Here is a 23,001-nt window from a genome sequence, read left to right on the forward strand (position 1 = left end):
AGGCAGGAATCACCATGTCACACATCCTGACATTTTTTTGTTATACTTTAGCTTAAAGACTGACATTGTTAAACAGGAGGATGTTTCTGATGATCGAGTACAACTTAAAGGAGCAGTAACTATGGCTGATGGGGATATTATTCCTGGACAACCCACTGGATACTACCGGACTCTCTACGAAAGACTGTGTGAGGGTAAAGCTGAACTACCAAAATTCACGTGGGATGTGATGGGTGCGTTGCGAGAGGATATCAAGCGCAAAGGAGATCAACTGATTGACTTGGCAAAGCGTATGGGTATATATCTAATGCACGCCATTGAAAATGGAGAGACAAATTATGCGACTCTTAGACGGGAATTAGAACACATTAAAAATAGATGCCAGTGGGGAGCAGATTCTGATAAAGAACTGGTTTTTCGTGCAGGGAAAAGCATCATACATTCATTTCGCTACGGAGAATTAGAAGAAATCAAGAGTATCCCAGAACTTATTATAGGTCAGTACATGGAAGAAGTTTATAAATCTAATTTTGAGTCACGTATTAATCCAAATGTTAAGCATTATGCTGATGCTGATGTATGTTTTTTAAATGAGTATATTCAAAGTATACGTTCAGATATTATCAAGGTCGCTAGAGGATGGTCAAAAAAATTAAATCAAGGGAAAAGTGTAAATCAGATTAAGCGGCCACGTCGTAATAATATTAAAACAATTGATATGGGAGAAAATTTATTATGATTACAACTTTTAAACAATCAGAAAAAAATATTTTTTTTGACTATACAATGAGCTTTGACCCCATATCAAATTGCCGAGGTTTAGTTCATTTTACTGATCATAAGACTAATGAAAGTCAAACAGTTGGTTTCACAGTAAATGATGAAGACTTTCAAAATAGAGTTAAAGAGTATTCTCCCCTCGTTATTGCAGACCTGATTGATCTTTCTGCTGCCATCTATGCTTCAGATCGTCTGGCAAAACACGAGCCACATAAAAAACAACGTCGCCTTAATGTAATATTACCAGTACGTAATCCTAAATTATTAAATTCTTCATCTTTTCAAAGTAAGTTAAACCATTTACTTATATGGACAACTGGAAGTCAATGGGTATTTCACTTTAAAAAACGAGAAACAGATGGACGTTGTGTTGAAAATCAACAGCTTCTTTTCCCAAAAAATATGACCAATAGTGAGGTAGCATTGTGGAGTGGTGGTCTTGATGCTTTAGCTGGACTTTACACTCGTCTTACAATGAAGCCTGAACAAACTTTTATTTTGTTTGGAACTGGTAGTAATAATATGATTCACTCTCGCCAAGGAACAGTGGCCGAGAAAATACAATCTATTTTTCCAAATCATGTCAGTCTTCTGCGTGTTCCAATCCATTTTAATAAAAGTGGTAAACAATTAAAAAATAAACTTTCCCGTGCGCGAGGTGTGGTTTTTACTTTATTAGGTTCTGCCTGTGCCTATTTGATGGGACAAAAAATGTTGTTTGTCTATGAAAATGGGATTGGAGCAATTAATCTTCCTTATACTAGAGCAACAATCGGTTTAGATCACTCTCGTTCTGTACATCCAAAAACTTTATTCATGGTAAGTGATTTGGTTTCAGAGCTTTTGGGAGAACAGTTTACAGTAAAAAATCCTTTTCTTTTCTGGACAAAAGCAGAAATGTGTAAATCATTAGCTCGGGACAAGAGAAACCATTTATCATGTTTCACAACTTCTTGTGATCATCGCCATCGAAAAAAAGAAGCATTTCAGTGTGGCTATTGCTCCTCTTGTCTTTTGAGACGACAAGCATTAGCCGCAGTTAACTTAGAAGATAATACTCGTTATGTCATCACTCATGGAAAACCGCCACGACAAGACCCAAGTTTATATTTACGTCATATGAAAGAACAGGTCGATACTTTCAATGCTATTTTTAGTATGTCTTCTGATACTAATCTTCAATGGAAATATCTCTCCAAAGAATTTTCAGAACTAGATGATGTGGTTGATTATACTTGTGAAGTAGAGGGATTATCCCCAAACACTATACAAAACCGCCTCATCAGACTCTACCAAACCTATGTTTCAGAATGGGAAAAGGTTGACGCTCGTCTCTCGACTGGACTAATAGATCAACAAAAACTGAATGTCAAGCAGGCATCTGAACAATGCCTAACTGTTACTCCCCAAAATTGAGGACATTATGGCAACGAATATCCTAGACAATATCGATCTGCGACAGTTGGGGGAACATCTCCAACAAGCGCGAAAACAACGGGGGATGACGCAGGCCGAGGCCGCAAAACTGATCAATGCCTCGCGGACAACGATGGTGGCCATTGAAAAGGGTGATCGCCGTTTAAAAGCTAGTGAACTGATTAAACTTGCTCACGCTTACGGACAGTCAGTGAGTGAGTTTGTGCGGCAACGTCCTGTGATTGAACCGTTTGAGGTGCAATTTCGGGCGGTTTATCGGCGTTCAGAAGCAGAAACAGAACAAATTAAACCCTTTATTTTACAACTAGAGAAATTATGCCAAAATTATCTCGAACTAGAACAAATTATGGATTCACCTCTGCCCACCAATTATCCGGCAGAATACGCGGTGAAAGGAATGCCCATTGAACAACTCGCAGAAGCCATTGCTAGTCAAGAACGGCAAAGACTAGGACTTGGAGATACTCCTATAGGAAAACTTAGAGACATTTTAGAAACGACGGTAGGATTGCGAATTTTTTACCTACCCATGCCCCCTAAATATTCAGAAATTTATAGTTATGACGAACAATTAGGGGGATGTATGGGGATTAATGCTAATCACCCAGAAGAACGTCGCCGTTGGTCTTTAGCCCATGGCTATCTTCACTTTTTAGCCCATCGTCGCACTCCAGTTCTCGATCTAGAAGGACAATATCAAAGAATGCCAGAAAGTGAACAACTTGCCGAAGCCTTTCCGAAATATTTTCTCATGCCCACCAGTAGTTTATTAAAACAGTTTAATGATCGTTGTCGAGCCAATGGAGGAAAGTTTACACCAACTGATCTATTTACGCTGGCTCACTATTACGGAGTTTCTGTTCAAGCCTTTACTTATCGCTTAGAGGACATGAAATTACTGTCTTCTGGGACTTGGGAAAATTTGCGCGATCGCGGTTTAAAAGTGCGAAAAGTTCAACAAGATTTAGAGTTGGATGATATTCCCCAACGGTCTGATATGACTCCCATACACTATCAGCATTTAGCCATTGAAGCACTCGATCAAGGATTAATTACTGAGGGACAATTTGCGAATTTTTTAGGAGTCAACCGTTTAGAAGCTCGTCAAATTGCTGAGTCGTTACGAGAGCATTCAAGCGGTATGCAAGAAAATGCCATTAATTTTGACCTGCGCCAAGTCTAGACAGGATATTGTGTTATGCAAATTAACAGTTCTCATCTACTTTTAGATGCCTGTTGTACGTTAAACCTGTGTGCGTCTGGGCAATTCTTAGCAATTTTACAGAGTCTTCCGGTGCAGGTGGCTATTGTTCAGGAGGTAGAACAAGAGTTAAAACGTATTGAGAATATCGAGCAATTTGAACAGGCGATTGAGCAAAGTTTATTAATTATTGTCAATTTTGAATCAGAAGCAGAAGCAGAAACCTTTGTCAATTATGCCGCAACTCTTGATGACGGGGAAGCGGCCACAGGTGCGATCGCATTTCACCGGGAATGGTCGATGGCCACGGATGAGAAAAAGGCGATTAATTTTTTTGCTCAAGAAACCTCTAAGTTACAAATTCTCTCTACATTAGCAATTATTAAATTTTGGTCGGAGTCTGAGCAAATTGAGTCTCAAGTATTGCGGGATATCCTTAATGCAGTTCGAGTGAAAGGATCATATGTTCCTCATAATCAGCATAGTTTAAAACCTTGGTGGGATGAGAATTCTTAGAGAAGCGCGATCGCACTTTTCAAAAAATGCGTTCGCGCAGCGTTTCCGGAGGAGAATCGTACTTAAATAACTAAGGAACGATCGCAATTTGCGGAGGGGGTGGAGGCAAATCGACTGGGGCATCTTCCATCACCTGCACCACACTATTAGAAGTCGCTTGAATGGAACTCGAAACCCATTGGAAAAATGCCTTTAAAGTATCCGGTTGTAAGTTATCCAATTTCACCACAATTTCAGTAATGCGTTTCAACAACTGTTCATCCGCAGAACTCCCCGCAGCACAAGCAATAATATTACCTGTCCGTTGTTTTTGAAGACGGTCTGCGGCCTGTTGCCAACGGTCCGTCGGCATTCCATCAGTCATCAGAAAAACCAACGGTTTCCAATCCCCTTTTTGGGTAGGAGAAGACTTACGCACTTCTTTTTTGAGGCATTGTTCTAACAGTTGCAATGCTGCCCCCATTGAGGTTGATCCCCCCGCACGAATTGTGGGTTCTTTAAAGCTCATTAAATCGGTTAAAGGAATGGCTTGGTGGGCGGTACTTTCAAAGGTAATTACCGATAAATGAGCCGTTTCTAAAGCCATGGGATCAGTCCGCAGTTCTGAGAGTAAGGCTTTTATCCCTTGACGGACAGCTTCGATGGGTTCTCCGGACATTGAACCGGAACAGTCTAAGAGTAAGTAAACAGGTAAGCGTCGAGACATTTATGATCCTCCTATATTACATGATTAGTTATTATTATTTTCGGCAACTTTTGAAAACATTAAAAGGTATAAAAGAGCAGGTTTTAGCAGAAAAGAAGGGGAGATGAACCGTAGAAACACAGAGAAAGCAGAGTCAAAAAAGTGGGTGTTTAAGATTCACGGAATGATTAGCTGGGATAAGGAAAAGCTCAACGCCTAATTTTGATGAGTCATTGCATTTTGTGGTGTTAAAATTTGCCGAATATTTTGTCCCAAAACTTCTAATTCAAACCATTGAGAATTAGTAGGGATTGTAAAATTTATTTTTGCAGGTAAACCATCGGTATATCGCTTGATAATATTACCGCGATCGTCATAAATAGTCCCCGTGGGAGCAACAATTTGATTCTCATCTACGACTTCTGCAAAAATTTCTACCATATCTCGCATAGTTTTGGCGATTTTATGATCCCAAATATCGAGATTTGTTCCCGTTTCCAAGTTATCAAGCTCTAGCATTTGTTGCTCATGAATAGCATCACCCACCCCAATGAGGATACATTTTACTAGATTACGCTGTCCCGATGCGATCGCGCTTGCCAATTGGCGAGTTTCTTCCTTTACTTCCGCCAAGTCATCCAACTTTCCATCGGTAATAAAAACATACATTCCCCGCTTGGCATCAGGAAACCGTTGCAGGAAATAACGCAAGGCAGGGACTAATTTTGTCCCCACTCCAAAAGTCATTTCGCTTGCTCCTTGAATGACGAATTCTCGGCATTGTTGCTCGCTAAAATCACCCAACACTTCCACCTGTTCGCCATTTCCTCCCGCCCAATAAATGACCGTAGAACCGCCTTGTGCGTCTAAATTTCCGGCTAAATAACTAATAAATTCCCGTGCCAACGGTTGCACAATATTCTCGGTAGAACGTAAATATCCCCGTTGTATGGCATCCTCATAGGCCGCACGCTGAAAGGACTGCACGGTTCGTCCATCTTCCGACTTTACCTTAACCCAACCCTGTTGTTCGTAATGGGAGAGCATCTGGGGTGGCACTTCCCCTTCTAGCATTCTCCCATACCAATCTTTCATGGAGGCACTGGCATCTAGGGCAACTCCGGTTTTCCAGCCTTCTGCGGCCTGGCCTTGCAACTCCATGAGGATGGTAAACTGTACCTCAGACTGTTGACCGTGACGGCAAATGTTGACTTTTCCAAATTCTTTGGCCGTCTTCTCGCTAGGGAGTGTAAAATAATTTTTAGACATCACTTTTCTTTCCTCGCACTTTTCTTAGTTGCTGGGGGTTGCAGTTGGGCAGGACTTGCTATTCCGACGACAAACCACGCAACCCCCGTTCAAATTTCGCTCACGCTGTAACAAAGACTTCTGAAATATCCTGTACGATATCCTGAGAAGGGGTATGAACGATAAAGGCCGTTTCTCCTTGGGGGAGGATAAAGCGAAATTTTCCGGGGAGGCCGTCAGACCATTCGGCTAAAACTTGCCCCGACTGGGACTCCACACGGCCTGTAGGGGCGACGATATCAGAGGTTAATTCCCCGAAGACTACTGCCAATATATCCGCTTCGTTTTGCATAGATGCTACCATGCCACTCGACCAGAGGTCGTAGTCGATGCCTGTCCCTTCAAACATATCATCGAGGCGTTCGAGTTGCCCTTCGTCCACTTCTTCCCCAATACCAATTAAAACCAGTTTAAAGGGTTCGGGGTCTTGTCCGGCGAGGGTTTGACCGATGTTCTGGCAATAGTTAATACAGTCTTGTTCATCTTGAATAATACCATCGGTGATAATCACTCCGATTGTCCCGGTTGCACCTTTGGCGACTTGTTCAAAACCGTATTGGATAGCGGGGAGTAACTGTGTTCCTCGGCCCCATTTTTGCACGACGGGGCCGGCCACCGAGGCGGTGAGCCAGTCTTCTTCGCTAAATTCGCCAATTTCCTCGATTTTACCGCCATCGGGACTGACTGCCCAGTAAATGGCGGAGGCTTGCCCAGAAAGGGTAATTCCGGCGAGGATATTGCCTAGTTTACGGGCAACACCTTGGACATAGTTGGGGTCGCCCCCGAAGGGCCCGCCAAAGCCGTACATTTTTTTGAGGGAGAGGGAGGCATCGAGGGCTAAAAATGCCCGTGTGTCGCCTTCTCCAAAGATTAATTCGGGGTCAGGCATGAAACAAACGACGACTTCGTGGGTCCCGTCTGCTTGGGAGAGTAGGTTTACATCGGCGAGGGGACGGGTGGGGCGTGCAATTTTGGGCATTGTTCCTCCTGTTAGTCTAAAAACCAGTTAATTTCGCTCTCTCTATCGGTTGGTTTGGGGTGGGGTTGATAAGTCCAAGATGGTTGGGTCGAAGTCCTGTTTTGCTTGGTAATGATGCCACTAGGTCAAAAACAGGAGTTTCTTAACCCCACAGAGCAGGGCGATGGCTAGAATGGCGACCATCGCGCTTATCCCCAAACTGTGTAATGATTGAATCAGTATTATGAGGTAAAAGAGGGAACGCACCGGACAAAGATGCGTTTCGCCTCTGGGTAACTGATGGAGCTTGAGTTGAGAGTCTGGTGTTAACTCACAGTTTCATCTTGGCGTATGGGGCGGGTTTCGCCTAGATAGAAAAAGGCAGGTTAAGGCAGGGGTTTATATCTCTGAGTTCTCCGTCGATGAGTTCGTAGCGCGTATTATCACCATATTGGGCAATAAATTCTTCAAAGCGGACAAATTGAGACAGAGCGTAGGTCATATTCGGTTAAGAGGAACATTGCTGAAGACTGGTATTGCTTGACAAAAAGGGTCATCCCATTAAATGGCTATTTTACCTGAAAAGCACGATTCTCGTTCCCAATAAGTTCAGTGTATGCAGAAGTCAAAGGGACTCTAGAAATTGATTAATTTCCTGTTTGAGCCAGTTTTGCTCTACCGTTGTGATGCCATTAGCGAAGGCATAGCTATGAACCCCATGATGTAAGCGTAACTCCATAATGGGGCGATTATTCACCTTGTAGCTTTCTTGTTTCTCGACGTTGACTAACTCTGCGGTTTTGCCCTGTTTTTGCTGAACATTGAAACCTAACAGGTATTTAGTCAGAGTAAACTCTTGGCGGTTGATGGTTAAGATAGTCCGCATCAGACTACTATAGAGTGCGGTACGCATTAAAAAAATGCCGACGCACCAAAAGGGGATAGAAAAGAGCGCGAACCATCCTCCTCCTGCTGCTGCTCCCAATGTCCAAACAACAAGAAATCCATTCCAAAATAGCGCAAATCCCAAAAATCCGACACTATTGCCACTCAGTCCAACTGGGGGAATGGTGATGTCTAGGGAGTCTCGATGACGCTTTAAGTCGATGCGACTGCCTGCGGGTTTGCTGAGGGCGTTTTTGTCTTGTTTAACAAGGGGGGTGGTGAGGGCGGTTAAGGCTTCTTTGGCATTGCTAAAACGGTCTTCTAGGGCGGGTTCTAGCATTCGTTCTAACCAGTCAGTCAAGTGAGGGGAGAGGTTGACGCGAGAACGGAAGTCAATTTTTAAGCGGGGTTGAGGGAAGTCTGCGGGGGAACTTCCAGAGAGAATGTAGAGGAGGGTGGCCCCTAACCCATATAAGTCAGTAGCAGGATAGGCGCGTCCGTGGTATTGTTCAGGGGGCATATAGCCATAAGTCCCTACGATGGTACTACCGCCAATTTGCGTTTGTCGATAGGTGTCTTGGACTGCACCAAAGTCCACTAATAATATTGTGTCGTCTGCTTTGCGGATGAGGTTTTGGGGTTTGATGTCGCGGTGGATAACGGGAGGGTGGAGGGTGTGGAGGTAGGTGAGAATGTTTAAGACTTGTTGGGCAATGTCTTTAATATCATCTTCACTGCTTCGCCACCCCTCTGCTACTAAGTCTGCAAGAGATGTTCCTTCAACGAGTTGTTGCGCGAGATAAAACCCCCGGTCGCTCTCTGTATCCACCTGCACATAGTCGATATACTGGGGAATCTGGGGATGATCTAATTGTTTGAGGGTTTTGGCTTCTCGTTCAAAGAGTTCGAGGGCTTTCCAGTCGTCTAAACGTCGCAGGGATAGGGCTTTGAGGGCGACGTTTTCTTGGGTTTGTTCGTCTAAGGCCGCATAGGTGACACCGACTCCGCCTTGGCCTAAAATGCCTTTAATTAGGAAGCGATCGCAAATTTTATCCCCAATGTCATGCTGCGCTGTCATGGTTGACTCATGGCCTAATTCTCCCTCTATCATAAGCGCAAATCCCTCAAACAGCATTCACGGGAATTTCAATCCGAAACTCTGTCCCTTCACCTAAAGTAGAATTACAGATGAGTCTCCCTTGATGTCGTTCAATAATTTGCTGACTAATAGACAAACCGAGTCCTGTTCCTTTCCCAACAGGTTTAGTGGTAAAGAAAGGAGAAAAGAGTTCCCCTTGGGTTTCTTCGCTAATACCTGGGCCATTATCACAGATGGAAATTGCCACTCGTTCTGAGTTCACTTGTTCGGTTTTTAAGTAAATTTTTGGGTTCGTATGTTCAGCATCTTCTAACGCATCTAAGGCATTGCCAATTAAATTCATAAAAACTTGACTCAATAACCCCCCATAACAGCGCACTAAAGGCAGTTCTTGATAGTCTTTAATCACTGCAACCGGGTTATCGTTGCATTGATGCTTTAAACGGTATTTCAAGAGCAACAATGTCCCCTCAATGTTCTCTTGTAAATTAATCCATTGTTGGTCTTTTTGTTCTAAACGGGAGAAATTCCGCAAGTTAGCAATAATCTCTTGAATTCGCTCGACTCCAGTTCGCATGGAAGTGAGCAATTTGGGTAAGTCTTCTTGGATAAACTCTAGTTCAATGTCTTCTGCTTGTTCGCTAATGGGGTTTGGGAGAGGTTGGGGTAAATGTTGCGCTTGCAGGGTTAAAAATTCTAGTAAATCTTGGCTATATTGTAAGGCATAATGTAAATTACCACTGAGAAATTGTAGGGGATTATTAATTTCATGGGCAATCCCGGCAATGAGTTGTCCTAAGCTAGATAATTTTTCTGCTTGTATAAGCTGTAATTGCGTATTCTGTAAGGTTTGTACTGTTTTTTGGAGTTCTTTAGCTTTGGCTTCTGCTAAAGCTGTAGCATGGCAACTTTGTTGATAAAATTTAGTCTGTTCTTGCTCTATTTCTTGGTCTCTTTCTTCGCTTTCCCGTTGATACTCGGCAACCGCTTGATCTAAAGCAAATAATAAACTACTTTCGGCAGCTTTTATGATATAATTGAGTTGATAATTTTCTAAACTAAACTCATTCGCAGACATCTTGACTAAATGATAACCTGCTGCAATAAAAGCTCTCAATTCTTGGTCTAAGTTGAGGGGAGGAGCGAAATAAATTTTTTTTATTTCGGGGGATAATACTCCCGATACATTTAAACGGTCATCTCCAAAAATTAGAGCCTGATGAGACTGCTCTAAAAGGCGTAATGTTGCTTCTAACTCTTGACGAATTTTGGTTTGTTGGGTTGGGTTAGATGCAGTCACCAAACGCAGTGCAAAAAAGGCGGTTCGTTGCGTTAACATTCGCTGACGGCCACTAATATTAATTACCGCAGCATTGGTAGCTCGAATGGCCGCTATATGTTGTTGGTCTAAATACTGAGTCAAGGTACAGGTTGGGTCGGTTAACCCTTCACGAATCAGATCAAGATGAGAAACCAAGTTAGACCACCCTTTCCCAATTACAATTTTTCTCATTGTTTAGGTTAGGAAATTCAGAAGGAGGTTGATGTAACTTGAGATACATTTTTAGGGTTTTTGTTAAAGGTTCACCCAACAGACATCCCGTTACACTAACAACGTCAATTTTGATCCCTCCTCAGTTTTGCGGACTTCAATGCGGTGTTGGAAGGCTTCTTTAAATTGGGGCATATGGGTTACAGTTAAGATACAGGCAAAATCTGAGGCAATGGCGTTGATTGCTGCAATCAAGCGATCGCACCCCTCAGCATCCTGAGTCCCAAACCCCTCATCCACAATTAACATCTGCAACGACGCACCAGAACGTTGGGCCAACAGTTTCGCTAACGCCAGACGAATGGCAAAATTAATCCGAAACGACTCCCCCCCAGAATAAGTCTCATAAGCTCTAGTCCCCTGAGCATCCGCAATCAAAATCTCCAAAGTATCAATCATCTTATCATTCTTCTTCTTCGAGGCACTCTTTTTAGCTTTCTGAGTCACAAACTGGACGTGCAACTGGTTTCCCGTTAACCGAGCCAAAATCTGATTCGTCTCCGCCTCCAACTGGGGTAAAATATTCTCAATCATCAACGCCTGTATGCCATTCTTCCCAAAGGCTTGAGCCAATTCCTGATAAATGCGATGCTGACGACGGAGAGACTGGACTTGCTCTTGGGTTTGCTCATAACGGGTTTTCGTCTCCGCTAAATGGCTTAAACGTTGCTGTAAGCGGCCTTCCTCCCCAATTAAACGGTCTAACTGTTGTCGTTGCTGTTGTATCTCTCGGTCTAACCGTTGAATTTCGGCCTGATAGTCCGGAATATCCTGCATTTTTTGCTCCAATTCCCGTAACTCTTGCTCCACCTGCTGTTTATCCTGTTCGCGCTGCTGGTGAAGGGTTTGCCATTCCCTCAGTTTGGCCTCCACTTGGGGGAGTTGTTGTTGGGCCTGTTGCAGTTGATAATATTGTTCTTGCCACTGCTGCACTTGAGGCCGTTGCAGTTGGTCGCGCAGGGATTGATGTTGACTGCGATCATAGCCCAAATCGCGGATTTGCTGCTCTAACGCGGCGATTTCCTGTTGTTGGGGAGAGTCCTCATTCAGACGACTTAAAGCGGTTTCTGTGGCTTTTAACTGGGTTTCCAGGGGGGGTTTCCGCGCTTGTAGTTGTTTTTGACGACGTTGGGTTTCTTCGAGGAGAGCTTGTTGCTTTTCCGCTTTCCCTAACCGCCGTTCTTCTTCTCGCATCAGAGCGTGCTTTTGCTCATCATAATTCAAGTCTGCAATTTGTTGGTCGAGGGTTTGTAACTGCTGGTGCAATTCTAGGGCATAATTCCCAGTACGGATAGATTCTTCAAGCTCACTAATTTCAGTTTGAATTTCCTGTAAGCGTTCGTAGTCGTCTCCACTGCGTTCTAGTTGTGCTTCGAGTTGGCCGCGTTCTTGTAACAGGGACTCATAGCGTTTTAACTCGTCGCTGATCTGTTGGTATTCTTGACGCAGTTTCTTTAATTCCCCTTCACACCCGGCGATCTGTTCTTGAATGATCCATTTTTCCTGGTGGAGGTCTTCTTGTTCTCGGTGGGTTTTGCTGATCACGTGGGTGCGATAATGGTCATCCAGGGCGCGATCGCACAATGGACAAACGGCCCCCGGTTGTTGGAGCAAATCAAGTTTTTGCTGTATCTCCCGTAACGTCCGGTCAAAGGTGCGTTGCTGTTCTTCAAGACGTTCTTTTTCCGTGCGTTTATCCTGGCCTTTATCTTGTACCCGCTTTTGATAAACTTTTTTCTTATCCAATGCTTGCACTTGTTGATCAATCTCTAACACTTCTTTCCGCCATTGGGGAACTTGGTCTAGGATGCTAGAGAGGGTGGTTTTATGACTGTGCAGTTGGTCGAGTCGAGCCTTGAGTTGCGCTTGGGTCTGGCCAATCTCGGCCAACAAGGTGGTACGCTGTTTTTGTAAGGGGGCGACCTGCACCTGTAAACGGTCTAAGTCCTGCACTCGTTGGCGATACTGTTGCAGTTTAGCAAAATTGGCCTCAATTTCTGGGGCTTTGGCTAAGAAGGTTTGGTTCTCCTCCTCCTGTCGTTGCAGTTGCCTCAATTCCGTTTGCAGACGGTTTTGGTCTTGGGTGATTTTATACCGTTCTTGGGTTAAATTCTGTTGTGCCGTGGCCAGTTGTTCCTGTAAGGTTTGGTAGGTGTGCAGTTTATCCGCAAAGGATTTTTCGCGCTGTTGGAGTTGTTGTAGCTCTTGATAACGGGTTTGGATGTCTTCTGCTTGACGGAGGAGGTGTTCTAAATGCTGCTTGTCTTGGTGACAACGGGTAATGGCCTGGTTGATGCGATCGCAATCTTGAGTTAAATTACGAGACTGATTTTGCTGCCATCGCAATTTCTCCTCCCAAGAAGTCCGGTCATGTTGTGCTGTCTGTAACGCCTGTAATTGCTGCGTTTTCGCCGCTTGTCTCTCCTGTAACTGAGTCTTTTCTTGCACCAACTTCCCTTGTTCTTCCTCTAGACTGGGTTGACTGTCCAGTTGTGCTTGCAGAGGAGTTAAACTCTGTTCTAACTGCTCTAACTTGCCTTTGAACTCCTTGGCCTTATCCTTCGCTTGTCCAGAAAGGGTTTCGTACTGGTCCAGCTTGAGTAAGTCCGCTAAAATCTTCTTGCGTTCCGTAGCCTTTCGTAACATAAATTCATCAGCCCGGCCTTGTCGCAAGTATGCCGAATTTAAAAATGTATCATAATCCAGCTTTAATGTCTGTATAATCCGTTTTTGCGTCGCTTTCACCCCCTTCTCCGAAATCGTCCGAAATAACCCCTGTTCCGTCTGTACCTGAAACTCTAACGACGGACTGCGGCCTTGTTGACGGGAGCGAATAATGCGATAGATTTGCCCTTGACTCTGGAGCGTAAAATCTACCCGGACTGACTTCTCCCCACTGGTAATAATATCATCATCACTGGCCACCCGACTCTGCCCCCAAATCGCCCAAGTCATCCCTTCGAGAAGGGAAGATTTTCCCGCACCATTGGGGCCGCAAATGCAAGCAGTATGCAGTCCTTGAAAGTCAAGCACCACATCTCGATAACTGAGAAAATTGTGTAAGCGTAACTGTAGCGGAATCATGAACCGTTTAACCTATGACCTGGGTTGTACTATTTTCTCCCTTTTGCGATGATACTACCTTGAAATACATTTAAACTACCGATGTGTTAGATTAGCTTCCCTTCTCGCTCCTCCCTAATCTCCAATTCTGGCATTTTTCGGGACAAACAGACTCCGGCCTCACGGGAAATTTTTTTTTGTGATTTTTTTTACATAAATATTTCTTTTGTCAAATTCTTGTGTTATTCTAATAGTAAGGGTTTCAAGAGTTTAGTGGTTCACACCTTATGGGTGGGTTTATACCCCGAACAAATACCAGTGGCAAATACCAGTATTGGGTTCACTCCCAGATGGGTTCAGGCCGCTTGGTTCAAGTCGATTGGCTAATGCTGAGAAGCAACTCTACTCACAAGGGCTTAACCTTAAAGAAAGTTTCTTACAGAACTTTACGTAACCTTTAAGGAACAGCCACTCAAGTGTATACTGTTTCCCAGTAAGTCAAGAAAAGAGATGCAAGCTCTGGAACAGCAAGATATCTGAGTTGAAGGGATATCTTAGTTTAAGAGTCTAGGTTTAAATCGCTTACTTTAAATTTCTTAATTTAAGTATTCTAACCTAAGTATCTTAACCTAAGTATCTTAATTTAAGTCTTTTAACTTAAATATCTTGAGTTAGGTAGATGAGCTTCAATCTCTTAGCCTAAGTCTCTTAGCTGAGTGATTGTCGTTTGACTCACAGAGTTTAAGTCTCTTAACCTGAAAGATCAGTGACATCTAAAGCACATTGCTTTTCACAAGTCTTCTAATCGTAAAAAACATAGAACAGAATCTAATCTGCGGAGAAACTTCGTGAGAACAGTAAGTCTCCAATGATGAGTAGATAGGGTGTGACTTCTCTCGTAGTACGTTTTAAGGGTCAGAACGGGTTACGGAAACCTCATCAGTCATTAGCATTCAAGACTGTGAATGACTTGACTGTTAATCGCTGACCGTTTCCGGCCTCATGTTGATGAAAAGGCCAAAAAATGGACGCTTTCCGAAACCTCAATAGTTGGGTCTAACTATTGACAGTCTCAATGCTGAAAGTCTCAATGCCGAAAAAATCCCCTTAACTCACCTGGTTCCCTAGCTTGCAGACCAATCCCTTATTCCGGAGGTGAATCCATGATGATTTTATTAGTAGCAACAGGTTATTTACTGGTTGTGTATGTTTTATTAATACTCGCCCAAAGACTCGCTAAACGACTTGCCAAGATTAGTTCCCCAAAAACTCAGCAAGTCAGTTCTAGCGACTGTTAGGACATTCAATCTGTTCAGACTCAGAGTAAATTATCCTACAAACCATCAATCCTTGAGACCAGATAATTTACCCTATAAATCGGCACGCTGGCAAGTGAGTCGATTGAAGGGAAACTTTTTCCACATGAGGATGTTCCCCTAAAAACTGTTGAGATAACAGCGCAAACTGCTGAGGTTCCCCACTAACACAGAAGCGAGTGGGGAGGGGGGAGTTTGTATTCTGGAGACTGAGTAATTGCAGTTCTTTTTCGGCTGCGATCGCAACCGCATAAGCCGGATTAACCGTCTTCACCGCAGGAGGTAAAATCCGCTTAATCACCGGATTTAAATGGGGATAATGGGTACACCCATAGATCAGCGTATCAATAGAGCGATCCAGTAAAGGCTGTAAATACTGCTCCGCAATTTGATAAGTATAAACATCCGTGAGGCGATTTTGTTCAATCAGGGGGACAAACTCCGGACACCCCACTTGGAACACCTCCACCCCCGCATCGGCCTCTAAAATAGCACGCTGATAGGCATTACTGGCCACCGTAGCCGGCGTAGCAATCACCCCAATAGAGCGGCCTTGATGAATGGCCGCCCGGGCCCCCGGTAAAATCAGCCCTAAAACGGGAAACGGGAACTCTTGGCGCACTTCTTCTAACGCTAAGGCAGAACTGGTATTACAGGCCATAATAACCATCTTCACCCCTTCGGCCTGCATCCAAGTGAGAATCTCCCGCACAAACTGGAGAATTTCCTCCTTAGTGCGTGTTCCATAAGGCAAGCGTGCCGTATCGGCAAAATACAGAAAAGACTCCTCGGGTAACTGTTGCTTGAGTTGACGAAGTACCGTCAGCCCCCCAACACCACTATCAAAAACACCAATTTGGTTTTGTTGAACCTGTTTCATAAGGAAACCAGCAAAAATTTGGATTTTAGCAATACTACACCCTATTTTGTCTTGATTCAGGCGAATTTAGTGGATAGTGGATAGTGGATAGTGGATAGTTGACGGTTGAAATTAATACCGCCGTTGTACATACTCTAAAATACCTCTTGCGATCGCTTCCGCCATTTGACTGCGGAAATTGGGGTCGGCCAAACGGGGGGCATCGGCTCGGCCTGTCACAAACCCCACCTCCACCAGAGAAGCAGGCATCGCAGAATTTCGTAACACATAGAAGCGGCCATGTTTCACCCCTCGGTTGCCAATGCGAATACTGCGCATAATGCTATTGTGAATCGTCTGGGCTAAAACTCGCCCTTGGGAAGAATAATAATAGGTTTCCACCCCATTCACATCAGGCCGACTCATACTAATCGCATTCGCGTGAATACTGACAAAAACATTAGCCCGCGCTCCATTGGCCATTTGAGTCCGTCCGGCCAAACTAACAAAATAATCGCGATCGCGGGTCATCATCACCCGCACCCCTTGCTGTTCCAAAAGACGGGACACCTGGAGCGAAATGGGCAACACCACATTTTTCTCCTGTAACCCCCCAATCCCGATGGCACCGGGGTCTTTCCCCCCATGGCCAGGGTCAATCACCACCAACACCCGACTATTCGACACATCCGGCAAATCCCCCGTCGGTTGGGGATTGCGGGGCGGCAGAGGCGTGCGCTCAGACGGCGTGCGGCGGGGGGGAAGGGGAACGGGAATATTAACCTGTGAGGGATTCCGAGAACTGGTGTCCGACTGACGCTGTAACGTCAACGCCACCACCGTCGAACTCAACTGATTTAATTCCCCCACTTCAACCCCATTGACCGTGCGGAAGAGAATTTCCACACTGCCCTCTTGATTATATTGGCGAATCCGCATCTGAGAGAGCAAATTGGCCGCCCGTGACGGCAAATTGCCCCCTTGGAGATCATCAGCCAGTTGAGCATTAGGAATTTTTAATTGATAAACCCCGCTACTCCGATTGGACGAGAGCGAGGGTTCAATGGGTCGATTGGAGCGAATTAAAATCTGATTGCCTAATCCCACCTCCACCGACTGAATCACCGCCAAATCTTCAGCTTGGCCTTGATCTGACCCATTATCCGCCACCGTCGTCGGTGGGGTAAGGGTAATATTGCCATTACTGCCGCGAATGATCGATCCTTCCCCAGGGACAATGGCCAATCCCCCATAACGGCTTAACGAAGCCTGCCAATCGGTCGTATTCTCACTCACCGCCATAGTAATGAGAGCGCGAGAGGCACTCTCTTGGGTGAACGTCACCGTCTCCACCCCATAAGTCCCCACCGAAAACCGTTTAGATTTCAGGTCATCAGGGAGATTAATCCCATCGAGATTAATTTCCACTTGGCCCTCCCGACTGCGTTGGACTCTGACTCGCCCATTGGCATTATCTCCGAGACGGACAAAAAAGCCATTACGGGTGACACGGAAGGGAGAAGACGCGGCCAGAGTCGGATTCTCTGACCCCTCCGACGCGCCATTCGAGCGAGGGAACTTAGGCAACCCCTCCCCCCCACTACTTTCGGTAATGAGTCGAGGGGTTGGCAACTGCACCGACCATTCTCGCGGTGAAGACCCTTGAAAGCTCACAGCTTGGGGGTCCATGGTATAGCCTGGAGCTAACTCCACCACCAAACGAGTGGTCGTAGAATTAAACTGGCCGACCCGGATATTAGCGATCGCGCCGCCCACCCGTTGACTGGCCGACGGTCGCCCCAAACGCACTCCCGGTAGATCAATCACCAACCGAGTCGGATCACTAATTAACTGGGCCTGGGGACGGACTTGGGTATCGGTGGTAAACACCAAACGATTCTGTCCGCGCTCAAACCGCCAAAAGACCAAACGAGCGGCCTCGGCGGGTGAACAAGTTAACAAAATACCCAGAAGACTGAGAAGTAGCCAGAGTTTTTTCAAGGTTCTCTTTCCTTACCTATGAACGATGACGAACGGCGATCTCCCTCGGTTGACAATCCGCTTACCGCACTGCTAGAAGTCGTCAATTTTTCAATGTACCAACTACAAGCCACAAAATCGATCAAAATCGATCAAATTTAACGGTTGGTGGGTTTACGATTCCTCCGAGGCCGGAGTCGGTTCTCGTAGAACCACCCGCAATAAGGGAGGAGCTAAAAATGTAGTCGTAATTACCATCATAATAATAGCCGCTTCGGTTGCGGAGGAAAGTGCGCCACTTTCGGCCCCCACTCCCGCAAAGACTAACCCGACTTCCCCCCGTGGAATCATCCCCACGCCAATGGCCAGTTTCCGCAGTTCGCCTTTGCCCCAAATGGCAAATCCCGTAATAATTTTTCCCACAATAGCCACCAAAATCAGAAATGTGGCAATAATTAAACCTTCTCGGTTACTGGGATCAGCCGGGTTGAGAACCCCTAAATCGGTTCTTGCGCCTACTTCCACAAAGAAAATCGGCACAAACACATCCGAGACCGGAACAACTAATTCTTCCAACTCTTTCCGTTTTTCCGTCTCGGCCAAAATTAAGCCTGCCGCAAAAGCCCCTAAAATGCCTTCTAATTGAATCGCTGTGGCAATATAGGCCAACACAAAGGCAAACACTAAGGCCGTCAGAATTAACTGGCCACGAGTTTGCATTTCATTCACTAACCCCACATAAAAGGGTTTAAGAAGCCGGCCCAGTAAAATTGCACCGACCAAAAACGCCCCGGCACTGATAATCAGATAGACAATATTGGTGATTTGGATTTCTCCCGTTTTCACCAGACTGGCAACCACGGCCAAAACCACAATCCCTAAAACATCATCCAGCACTGCGGCCCCGATAATAATTTGGCCTTCCTTAGAACTGAGTTGGCCCAATTCCGCAAGGACTTTAGCAGTAATGCCGATACTGGTGGCCGTCAGGGCAGCCCCGGCAAAAATCGCCGGAACAGCAGGTAAACCGAAAATATACACTAATCCAGCCGTTCCCGCCACAAAGGGAGCAACCACCCCCACCACGGCCACAATAACCGCTTGGGGACCCACTCGAATTAATTCTTGTAAGTCCGATTCGAGGCCAATTTCAAACAGGAGAATAATCACCCCAATTTCGGAGAGAACCGAGATCACCTCGCTTTGAGTCTCGAAAACGGGTTCTGCGGTTTCTGGGGTGAGATTCGAGGTTAATTGCAAAAACTGGATCACTAGGGAATCTTGGGCTTGTGCGCCACTATCAGGAAAGACTAAAAGTTGTAAGGCAGAAACCCCCACAACAACACCTCCCACTAATTCCCCTAAGACGGGAGGTAAATTAATCCGGGCGCAGAGTTCACCCCCGACTTTACTGGCCACGTAGATCACCACCAGACTCAGGAGAACTGCCGCTAAGATGAACGTGCTAGTCTCTGAACTGGCTGCCGATTCTTCGGCGGTGGCTAAGAGAGGAGAAGATAAAGGAAAGGGACAAATTTTCGCCCAAGTCATTACATCAAACATTGATTCGGTTTGGTTCAAACATTCACTTTACTCTACCGTGTTCACTGGCTTTCCCTAAACCGGGACTTTTGAACAATGATGGGGAAGATAGGGGAGATGGGGGAGATGGGGGAGATGGGGAAGATAGGGGAGATGGGGGAGTTGATAGTGGATAGTTGAGAGTTGGGGAATTGAACCACAAAGACACAAAGGACACGGAGATGGGGGAGATGGGGAAACCAAAATATATTGGGAATGAATAATGGATAATGGATAATTAATTTTTGTTCTTTGTGCTTGGGAACAAGGGAATAGGGAATCGGGAACTCCGAAACAGGGAAGTGGTTCAACTATTAACTATCCACTCCCTTATCCCCTCACTAACTCGCTTGAACTGACTCTCGATGGACGCTGTAACAGTTCCGTTGGTTTTTGGCGGCATAGAGGGCTTGATCTGCATCTTGAATCAAGGTTTCTGGGGAGGGGTTGGACTTTGGAATGAGGGTGGCAATGCCTAAGCTAATGGTGACAACGGGAGAAATGGGGGAGGAACAATGGGGAATGTTTAATTGTTCGACGCGCTGACGTAGGGTTTCGGCGATGTGCATTGCCCCATTGAGGGGAGTATTGGGGAGAATGAGGGCAAATTCTTCTCCCCCATACCGGGCGACCAAATCGGCGGGCCGTTTGCTTTCTTGGGAGAGGGCTTGGGCAATTTGCCGCAGGCATTCATCCCCTTGGAGGTGTCCATAATGGTCGTTGTAGGGTTTAAAGTGGTCGAGGTCACAGAGGATGAGGGAGAGGGGTTGTTGTTCTCGGAGGAGACGTTGCCATTCTTGGTGAAGATATACGTCAAAATGACGACGGTTGGCAATTTGGGTGAGGCCGTCAATGGAGACGAGGCGTTGGAGTTCTTGGTTGGCTTGGGCGAGGCGGTGATAGAGTTGGGATTGTTGGATGGCGATCGCCAGTTGTACGCTTAAAGTTTGTAACAGTTCGATGGTTTCGCTGCTCCATTGGCGCGGTTGCTGACATTCATGGGCGCAGAGAAAGCCCCATACTCGTTGTTCGAGGACAATGGGAACAAGTAAAAGGGCTTTGATGTCCAATTTTTGTAAGTTATAGAGTTCAGGCATGGACAGTCCCGCTTTTTGTATATCCGTGAGGGCTACGAGGTAGCCTTGGGGGAATTGTTGGGCGTAATGATTATGAAAATGGGAGGAGTTTAAGGTTTGACCGAGGACGGAGTGTTGGGGATGGGTGACGGACTCAGCGACAAATTGGCCCTGTTGGAGGTGGTTGAGTTGGTAGAGGGCGACTCGTTTCACTTGCAGAAAGTCCCGCAGTTCTTTAACGGTACTATCAAAGATGGTTTTGAGGCGGAGGGATTGGTTCATGCGTTGCGCGATCGCGGCGAGCAAATGTTCTCGTTCTCGCTGTTGACGCAATTCGGCTAAAATACTCGCCCGATCTATGGCATGATGAATTTCCCGAACCAGTTGTTTTCCATTCCATTGCCCTTTTACCAAATAATCTTGGGCCCCTTCTCGCACTGCTTCTAGGGCTATGGTGTTGTCGTCGAGTCCTGTTAACACCATAATGGGAGTATCGGGAGCGATGGCATAGGTTTCTTTCACGGTCTCTAGCCCCCGTTTATCCGGGAGCATCAGGTCTAGCAGAATAATATCAAAATTCTGAGTTTGCAAATGCGCGATCGCATCCTCCCAAAGGGGAGCATGAATCACCTCAAAGTAGGTTTCCGTCACCTTTGCTAGATTTTCTTGTAATAAATCGGCATCTGTCGAACTATCTTCGACCAACAAGACTTTAATGGTATTCATGAGCAAAAAAAACGGAAAACATACAGATTCAACTAGCGAGCCAGCGCGTTTTTGTTTCTAGGAACAGGAAGATTCTCTATTTTTGAGACTGGGAAATGAGAACAGATTATACTTCCAATAGACAATGGAGGGTCTTGTTCTCTCTCAAAATCCCCTGTAAATTTACTGATTGTGCAGGGGGCACGGCGGACTAATCAAAGTCTCCTTTCTCTAGGATACTTGAAAGTAAAAATTTGCGACTCACCGTTGGTCAAATTCAGCAATTTAGATTAAATTCAGGAAATTGTGACTAGAGAAAAGCGAAAATTGGGTATTTTTGTAGAACTCTCGAATTCATTATCACTAAACTCTAATGAGTCTAATTCAGAGAAATTATTATCATTATTGGCTTCCGAAAGGATAACCTTTATACCTCAAAAGACTGAAAAACGAACAACATAAGTCTTCCAACGTAAGCCTTCAGAGAGTCCGGTTTAATCACCAATAGAAAATTGCCAGCCCTGACCGTGTAATGGCTGAAGAGTGACCGAGAAACCGAGAACTATAGTATTTTTCTCAAGTTGGGGCTGCCGTTCTTTTGCAGCGAAAAACCGCCAAAAACGGCTCTGACTCCTAAACAGCGAACGGCCTCGCTATAATTATACAACCGAGTCTAGGAACTCCCGTCAGTGCATCACGTCTGAGAAGCTACACACCACTACTTTTGGACAGAAAATAATCATGGCCAAACGTCGATTTTCTCTTGTTTTCTCCTCTCTCGTTGCCCTCTCCGTAAGTTTTTGGAGTGGCATGGCCTTCGCGGGTGATCCCTTCCGTAGCCAAAACCCCCGGCCTATTGGGGATCAAACCGAAGCGGCCTTTGAAGCCTTTTTTATGGAAGGAAATTATCCCGAAGCCGTAGAATTAATCCAACAGGCTGCAACCACTGAAACCAATGATCCCCTCACCAATGCCTTGATGGCCGCCCTAGCGTACAATCAACAAGACTGGAGTGGCCTGCAAACCCAAGCCCAAAATACCCTAGACACCGCAGAACAGATCATGGCGGATGATCCTCTGAGAGGGAATTTATATACCGCCATTGGGCATTTCTTGGAAGGGATTTATAAATTTGAACAACAAGGGCCTGTCGGGGCCGTGGCCAAACTGGGGCAAGTGTTGCGGTATATGGATAAAGCGGCAGAAGTGAATCCCAATGACCCGGAATTAAATTTAATTAAAGGGTATATGGACTTAATTATAGCGGTTCACTTGCCTATGTCTGATCCCAGTGATGCGATCGCCAATTTAGAACGCAACGCAGCCCCCAGTTATCTTGTCCACCGAGGTATTGCCTTGGCCTATCGAGACATAGGACAAAGTGAAAAGGACACCAACCAGAGAAAAGACACCTTTGAAAACGCCCTAGAATACGTCAACAGGGCCCTAGAAGAAACCCCAGATAACCCGGAAGTTATTTACCTTAAAGCCCAAATTCTCCATGAATTGGGTCATACGAACAATGATGATCAAGACACCTTAGAAAATGCGATCGCCTTATTCGGCCAAGTCAAAGCCCACCTTGATCAACTCCCCGCCATCCCTCAATTAGACCGAGAAATAAACATCGCTTGCAGTCGCGCCTATCCCCAAGGCCCCAACAACGAAGACTCCGAAGCCAGTCAAGTCTGCCAAGCCTTGTAAGCACAATTTATAGTTGATAGTCCACTCAACTGTATTCGCTAACCGCTCGTTGAAAGCTAGACATTGATTGACATTGTTTAATTTTTGTTGACTTAGAAAGGGACGAGCGTGCAGACTCAGCCATAAATCCTGTAAAAAGGTAGGCTACCTTCGCCCGGGTCATCACACCCAAGTGTAAACGCCAGCACTTGGCTCTGTGGTCTGTAATTAAACAAAACACCAACGCTTTTGGAGGTGGTGTTACAGACGTAAAAAGCCCTTTGAAGTTTGTCGAGGCAAACCTTACAGTTTAACTG

15 protein-coding genes and 1 pseudogene are annotated in these 23,001 nt (G+C 45.4%); 5 read left to right on the forward strand and 11 right to left on the reverse strand.

The annotated features are described in order from the left end of the window. Positions 1-121: 121 nt before the first annotated feature. Genes PN462_RS08405 through PN462_RS08420 form a run of 4 tightly spaced genes read left to right on the forward strand, consistent with a single transcriptional unit; the run spans position 122 to position 3,934 of the window. A complete protein-coding gene (locus tag PN462_RS08405; RefSeq protein ID WP_272127634.1) occupies positions 122-739 on the forward strand; it encodes a hypothetical protein in 618 nt (205 codons plus the stop codon). Further along, positions 736-2,196, forward strand: coding sequence for a 7-cyano-7-deazaguanine synthase (locus tag PN462_RS08410; RefSeq protein WP_272127635.1), 1,461 nt, complete (start codon positions 736-738; stop codon positions 2,194-2,196). The genes PN462_RS08405 and PN462_RS08410 overlap by 4 nt, the downstream gene beginning before the upstream one ends. A 7-nt stretch (positions 2,197-2,203) precedes the next feature. Further along, the gene (locus tag PN462_RS08415) at positions 2,204-3,400 is read left to right on the forward strand and encodes an XRE family transcriptional regulator (RefSeq protein WP_272127636.1); all 1,197 of its coding nucleotides are present in this window, start codon (positions 2,204-2,206) and stop codon (positions 3,398-3,400) included. 15 nt (positions 3,401-3,415) lie between these two features. Then, entirely contained in the window at positions 3,416-3,934 is a 519-nt protein-coding gene (locus PN462_RS08420) for a hypothetical protein (protein ID WP_272127637.1), read from the forward strand. A 70-nt stretch (positions 3,935-4,004) separates the two neighbouring features. On the opposite strand, the gene PN462_RS08425 is transcribed toward PN462_RS08420, so the two are convergent. The 11 genes and pseudogenes from PN462_RS08425 to PN462_RS08475 all read right to left on the reverse strand — a co-directional run bounded on the left by PN462_RS08425 (position 4,005) and on the right by PN462_RS08475 (position 21,022). Further along, entirely contained in the window at positions 4,005-4,640 is a 636-nt protein-coding gene (locus tag PN462_RS08425) for a vWA domain-containing protein (RefSeq protein WP_272127638.1), read from the reverse strand. Positions 4,641-4,835: 195 nt separating this feature from the next. Next, positions 4,836-5,888: a hypothetical protein gene (locus PN462_RS08430; RefSeq protein WP_272127639.1), complete on the reverse strand. Its 1,053-nt coding sequence runs from the start codon at positions 5,886-5,888 to the stop codon at positions 4,836-4,838. A 100-nt stretch (positions 5,889-5,988) separates the two neighbouring features. Then, entirely contained in the window at positions 5,989-6,906 is a 918-nt protein-coding gene (locus PN462_RS08435; RefSeq protein WP_272127640.1) for a hypothetical protein, read from the reverse strand. Between the two features lie 373 nt (positions 6,907-7,279). Beyond that, positions 7,280-7,387, reverse strand: a pseudogene (locus PN462_RS08440) (Uma2 family endonuclease); the annotation flags it as partial. 123 nt (positions 7,388-7,510) lie between these two features. Further along, positions 7,511-8,848, reverse strand: a complete 1,338-nt coding sequence (locus PN462_RS08445; protein ID WP_272127642.1) for a serine/threonine protein kinase — start codon at positions 8,846-8,848, stop codon at positions 7,511-7,513. Between the two features lie 46 nt (positions 8,849-8,894). After that, positions 8,895-10,382, reverse strand: coding sequence for an ATP-binding protein (locus PN462_RS08450; protein WP_272127643.1), 1,488 nt, complete (start codon positions 10,380-10,382; stop codon positions 8,895-8,897). Between the two features lie 90 nt (positions 10,383-10,472). Beyond that, complete coding sequence (gene sbcC / locus PN462_RS08455) at positions 10,473-13,505, reverse strand: exonuclease subunit SbcC (protein ID WP_272127644.1); 3,033 nt, start codon at positions 13,503-13,505, stop codon at positions 10,473-10,475. 1,344 nt (positions 13,506-14,849) lie between these two features. Next, a complete protein-coding gene (gene murI, locus PN462_RS08460; protein WP_272127645.1) occupies positions 14,850-15,680 on the reverse strand; it encodes a glutamate racemase in 831 nt (276 codons plus the stop codon). Between the two features lie 111 nt (positions 15,681-15,791). Further along, complete coding sequence (locus PN462_RS08465; protein ID WP_272127646.1) at positions 15,792-17,660, reverse strand: N-acetylmuramoyl-L-alanine amidase; 1,869 nt, start codon at positions 17,658-17,660, stop codon at positions 15,792-15,794. Positions 17,661-17,813: 153 nt separating this feature from the next. After that, positions 17,814-19,202, reverse strand: coding sequence for a cation:proton antiporter (locus PN462_RS08470; RefSeq protein WP_443029109.1), 1,389 nt, complete (start codon positions 19,200-19,202; stop codon positions 17,814-17,816). 359 nt (positions 19,203-19,561) lie between these two features. Beyond that, positions 19,562-21,022, reverse strand: a complete 1,461-nt coding sequence (locus tag PN462_RS08475) for a GGDEF domain-containing response regulator (protein WP_272127648.1) — start codon at positions 21,020-21,022, stop codon at positions 19,562-19,564. A 720-nt stretch (positions 21,023-21,742) separates the two neighbouring features. On the opposite strand from PN462_RS08475, the gene PN462_RS08480 reads away from it, so the two are divergent. Next, complete coding sequence (locus PN462_RS08480; RefSeq protein ID WP_272127650.1) at positions 21,743-22,705, forward strand: Sll0314/Alr1548 family TPR repeat-containing protein; 963 nt, start codon at positions 21,743-21,745, stop codon at positions 22,703-22,705. The last annotated feature ends 296 nt before the right edge of the window (positions 22,706-23,001 follow it).

Source organism: Spirulina sp. CS-785/01, assembly GCF_028330525.1.
In the GTDB taxonomy this organism is placed as follows: Bacteria; Cyanobacteriota; Cyanobacteriia; order Cyanobacteriales; family Spirulinaceae; genus JAQMSD01.

Excerpts from the sequence above, each read along its gene's own strand:
- PN462_RS08405 (WP_272127634.1), top strand. The coding sequence starts at position 122 with ATGGCTGATGGGGATATTATTCCTGGACAACCCACTGGATACTACCGG.
- PN462_RS08410 (WP_272127635.1), top strand. The coding sequence starts at position 736 with ATGATTACAACTTTTAAACAATCAGAAAAAAATATTTTTTTTGACTAT.
- PN462_RS08415 (WP_272127636.1), top strand. The coding sequence starts at position 2,204 with ATGGCAACGAATATCCTAGACAATATCGATCTGCGACAGTTGGGGGAA.
- PN462_RS08420 (WP_272127637.1), top strand. The coding sequence starts at position 3,416 with ATGCAAATTAACAGTTCTCATCTACTTTTAGATGCCTGTTGTACGTTA.
- PN462_RS08425 (WP_272127638.1), bottom strand. The coding sequence starts at position 4,640 with ATGTCTCGACGCTTACCTGTTTACTTACTCTTAGACTGTTCCGGTTCA.
- PN462_RS08430 (WP_272127639.1), bottom strand. The coding sequence starts at position 5,888 with ATGTCTAAAAATTATTTTACACTCCCTAGCGAGAAGACGGCCAAAGAA.
- PN462_RS08435 (WP_272127640.1), bottom strand. The coding sequence starts at position 6,906 with ATGCCCAAAATTGCACGCCCCACCCGTCCCCTCGCCGATGTAAACCTA.
- PN462_RS08445 (WP_272127642.1), bottom strand. The coding sequence starts at position 8,848 with ATGACAGCGCAGCATGACATTGGGGATAAAATTTGCGATCGCTTCCTA.
- PN462_RS08450 (WP_272127643.1), bottom strand. The coding sequence starts at position 10,382 with ATGAGAAAAATTGTAATTGGGAAAGGGTGGTCTAACTTGGTTTCTCAT.
- sbcC (WP_272127644.1), bottom strand. The coding sequence starts at position 13,505 with ATGATTCCGCTACAGTTACGCTTACACAATTTTCTCAGTTATCGAGAT.
- murI (WP_272127645.1), bottom strand. The coding sequence starts at position 15,680 with ATGAAACAGGTTCAACAAAACCAAATTGGTGTTTTTGATAGTGGTGTT.
- PN462_RS08470 (WP_443029109.1), bottom strand. The coding sequence starts at position 19,202 with ATGTTTGATGTAATGACTTGGGCGAAAATTTGTCCCTTTCCTTTATCT.
- PN462_RS08475 (WP_272127648.1), bottom strand. The coding sequence starts at position 21,022 with ATGAATACCATTAAAGTCTTGTTGGTCGAAGATAGTTCGACAGATGCC.
- PN462_RS08480 (WP_272127650.1), top strand. The coding sequence starts at position 21,743 with ATGGCCAAACGTCGATTTTCTCTTGTTTTCTCCTCTCTCGTTGCCCTC.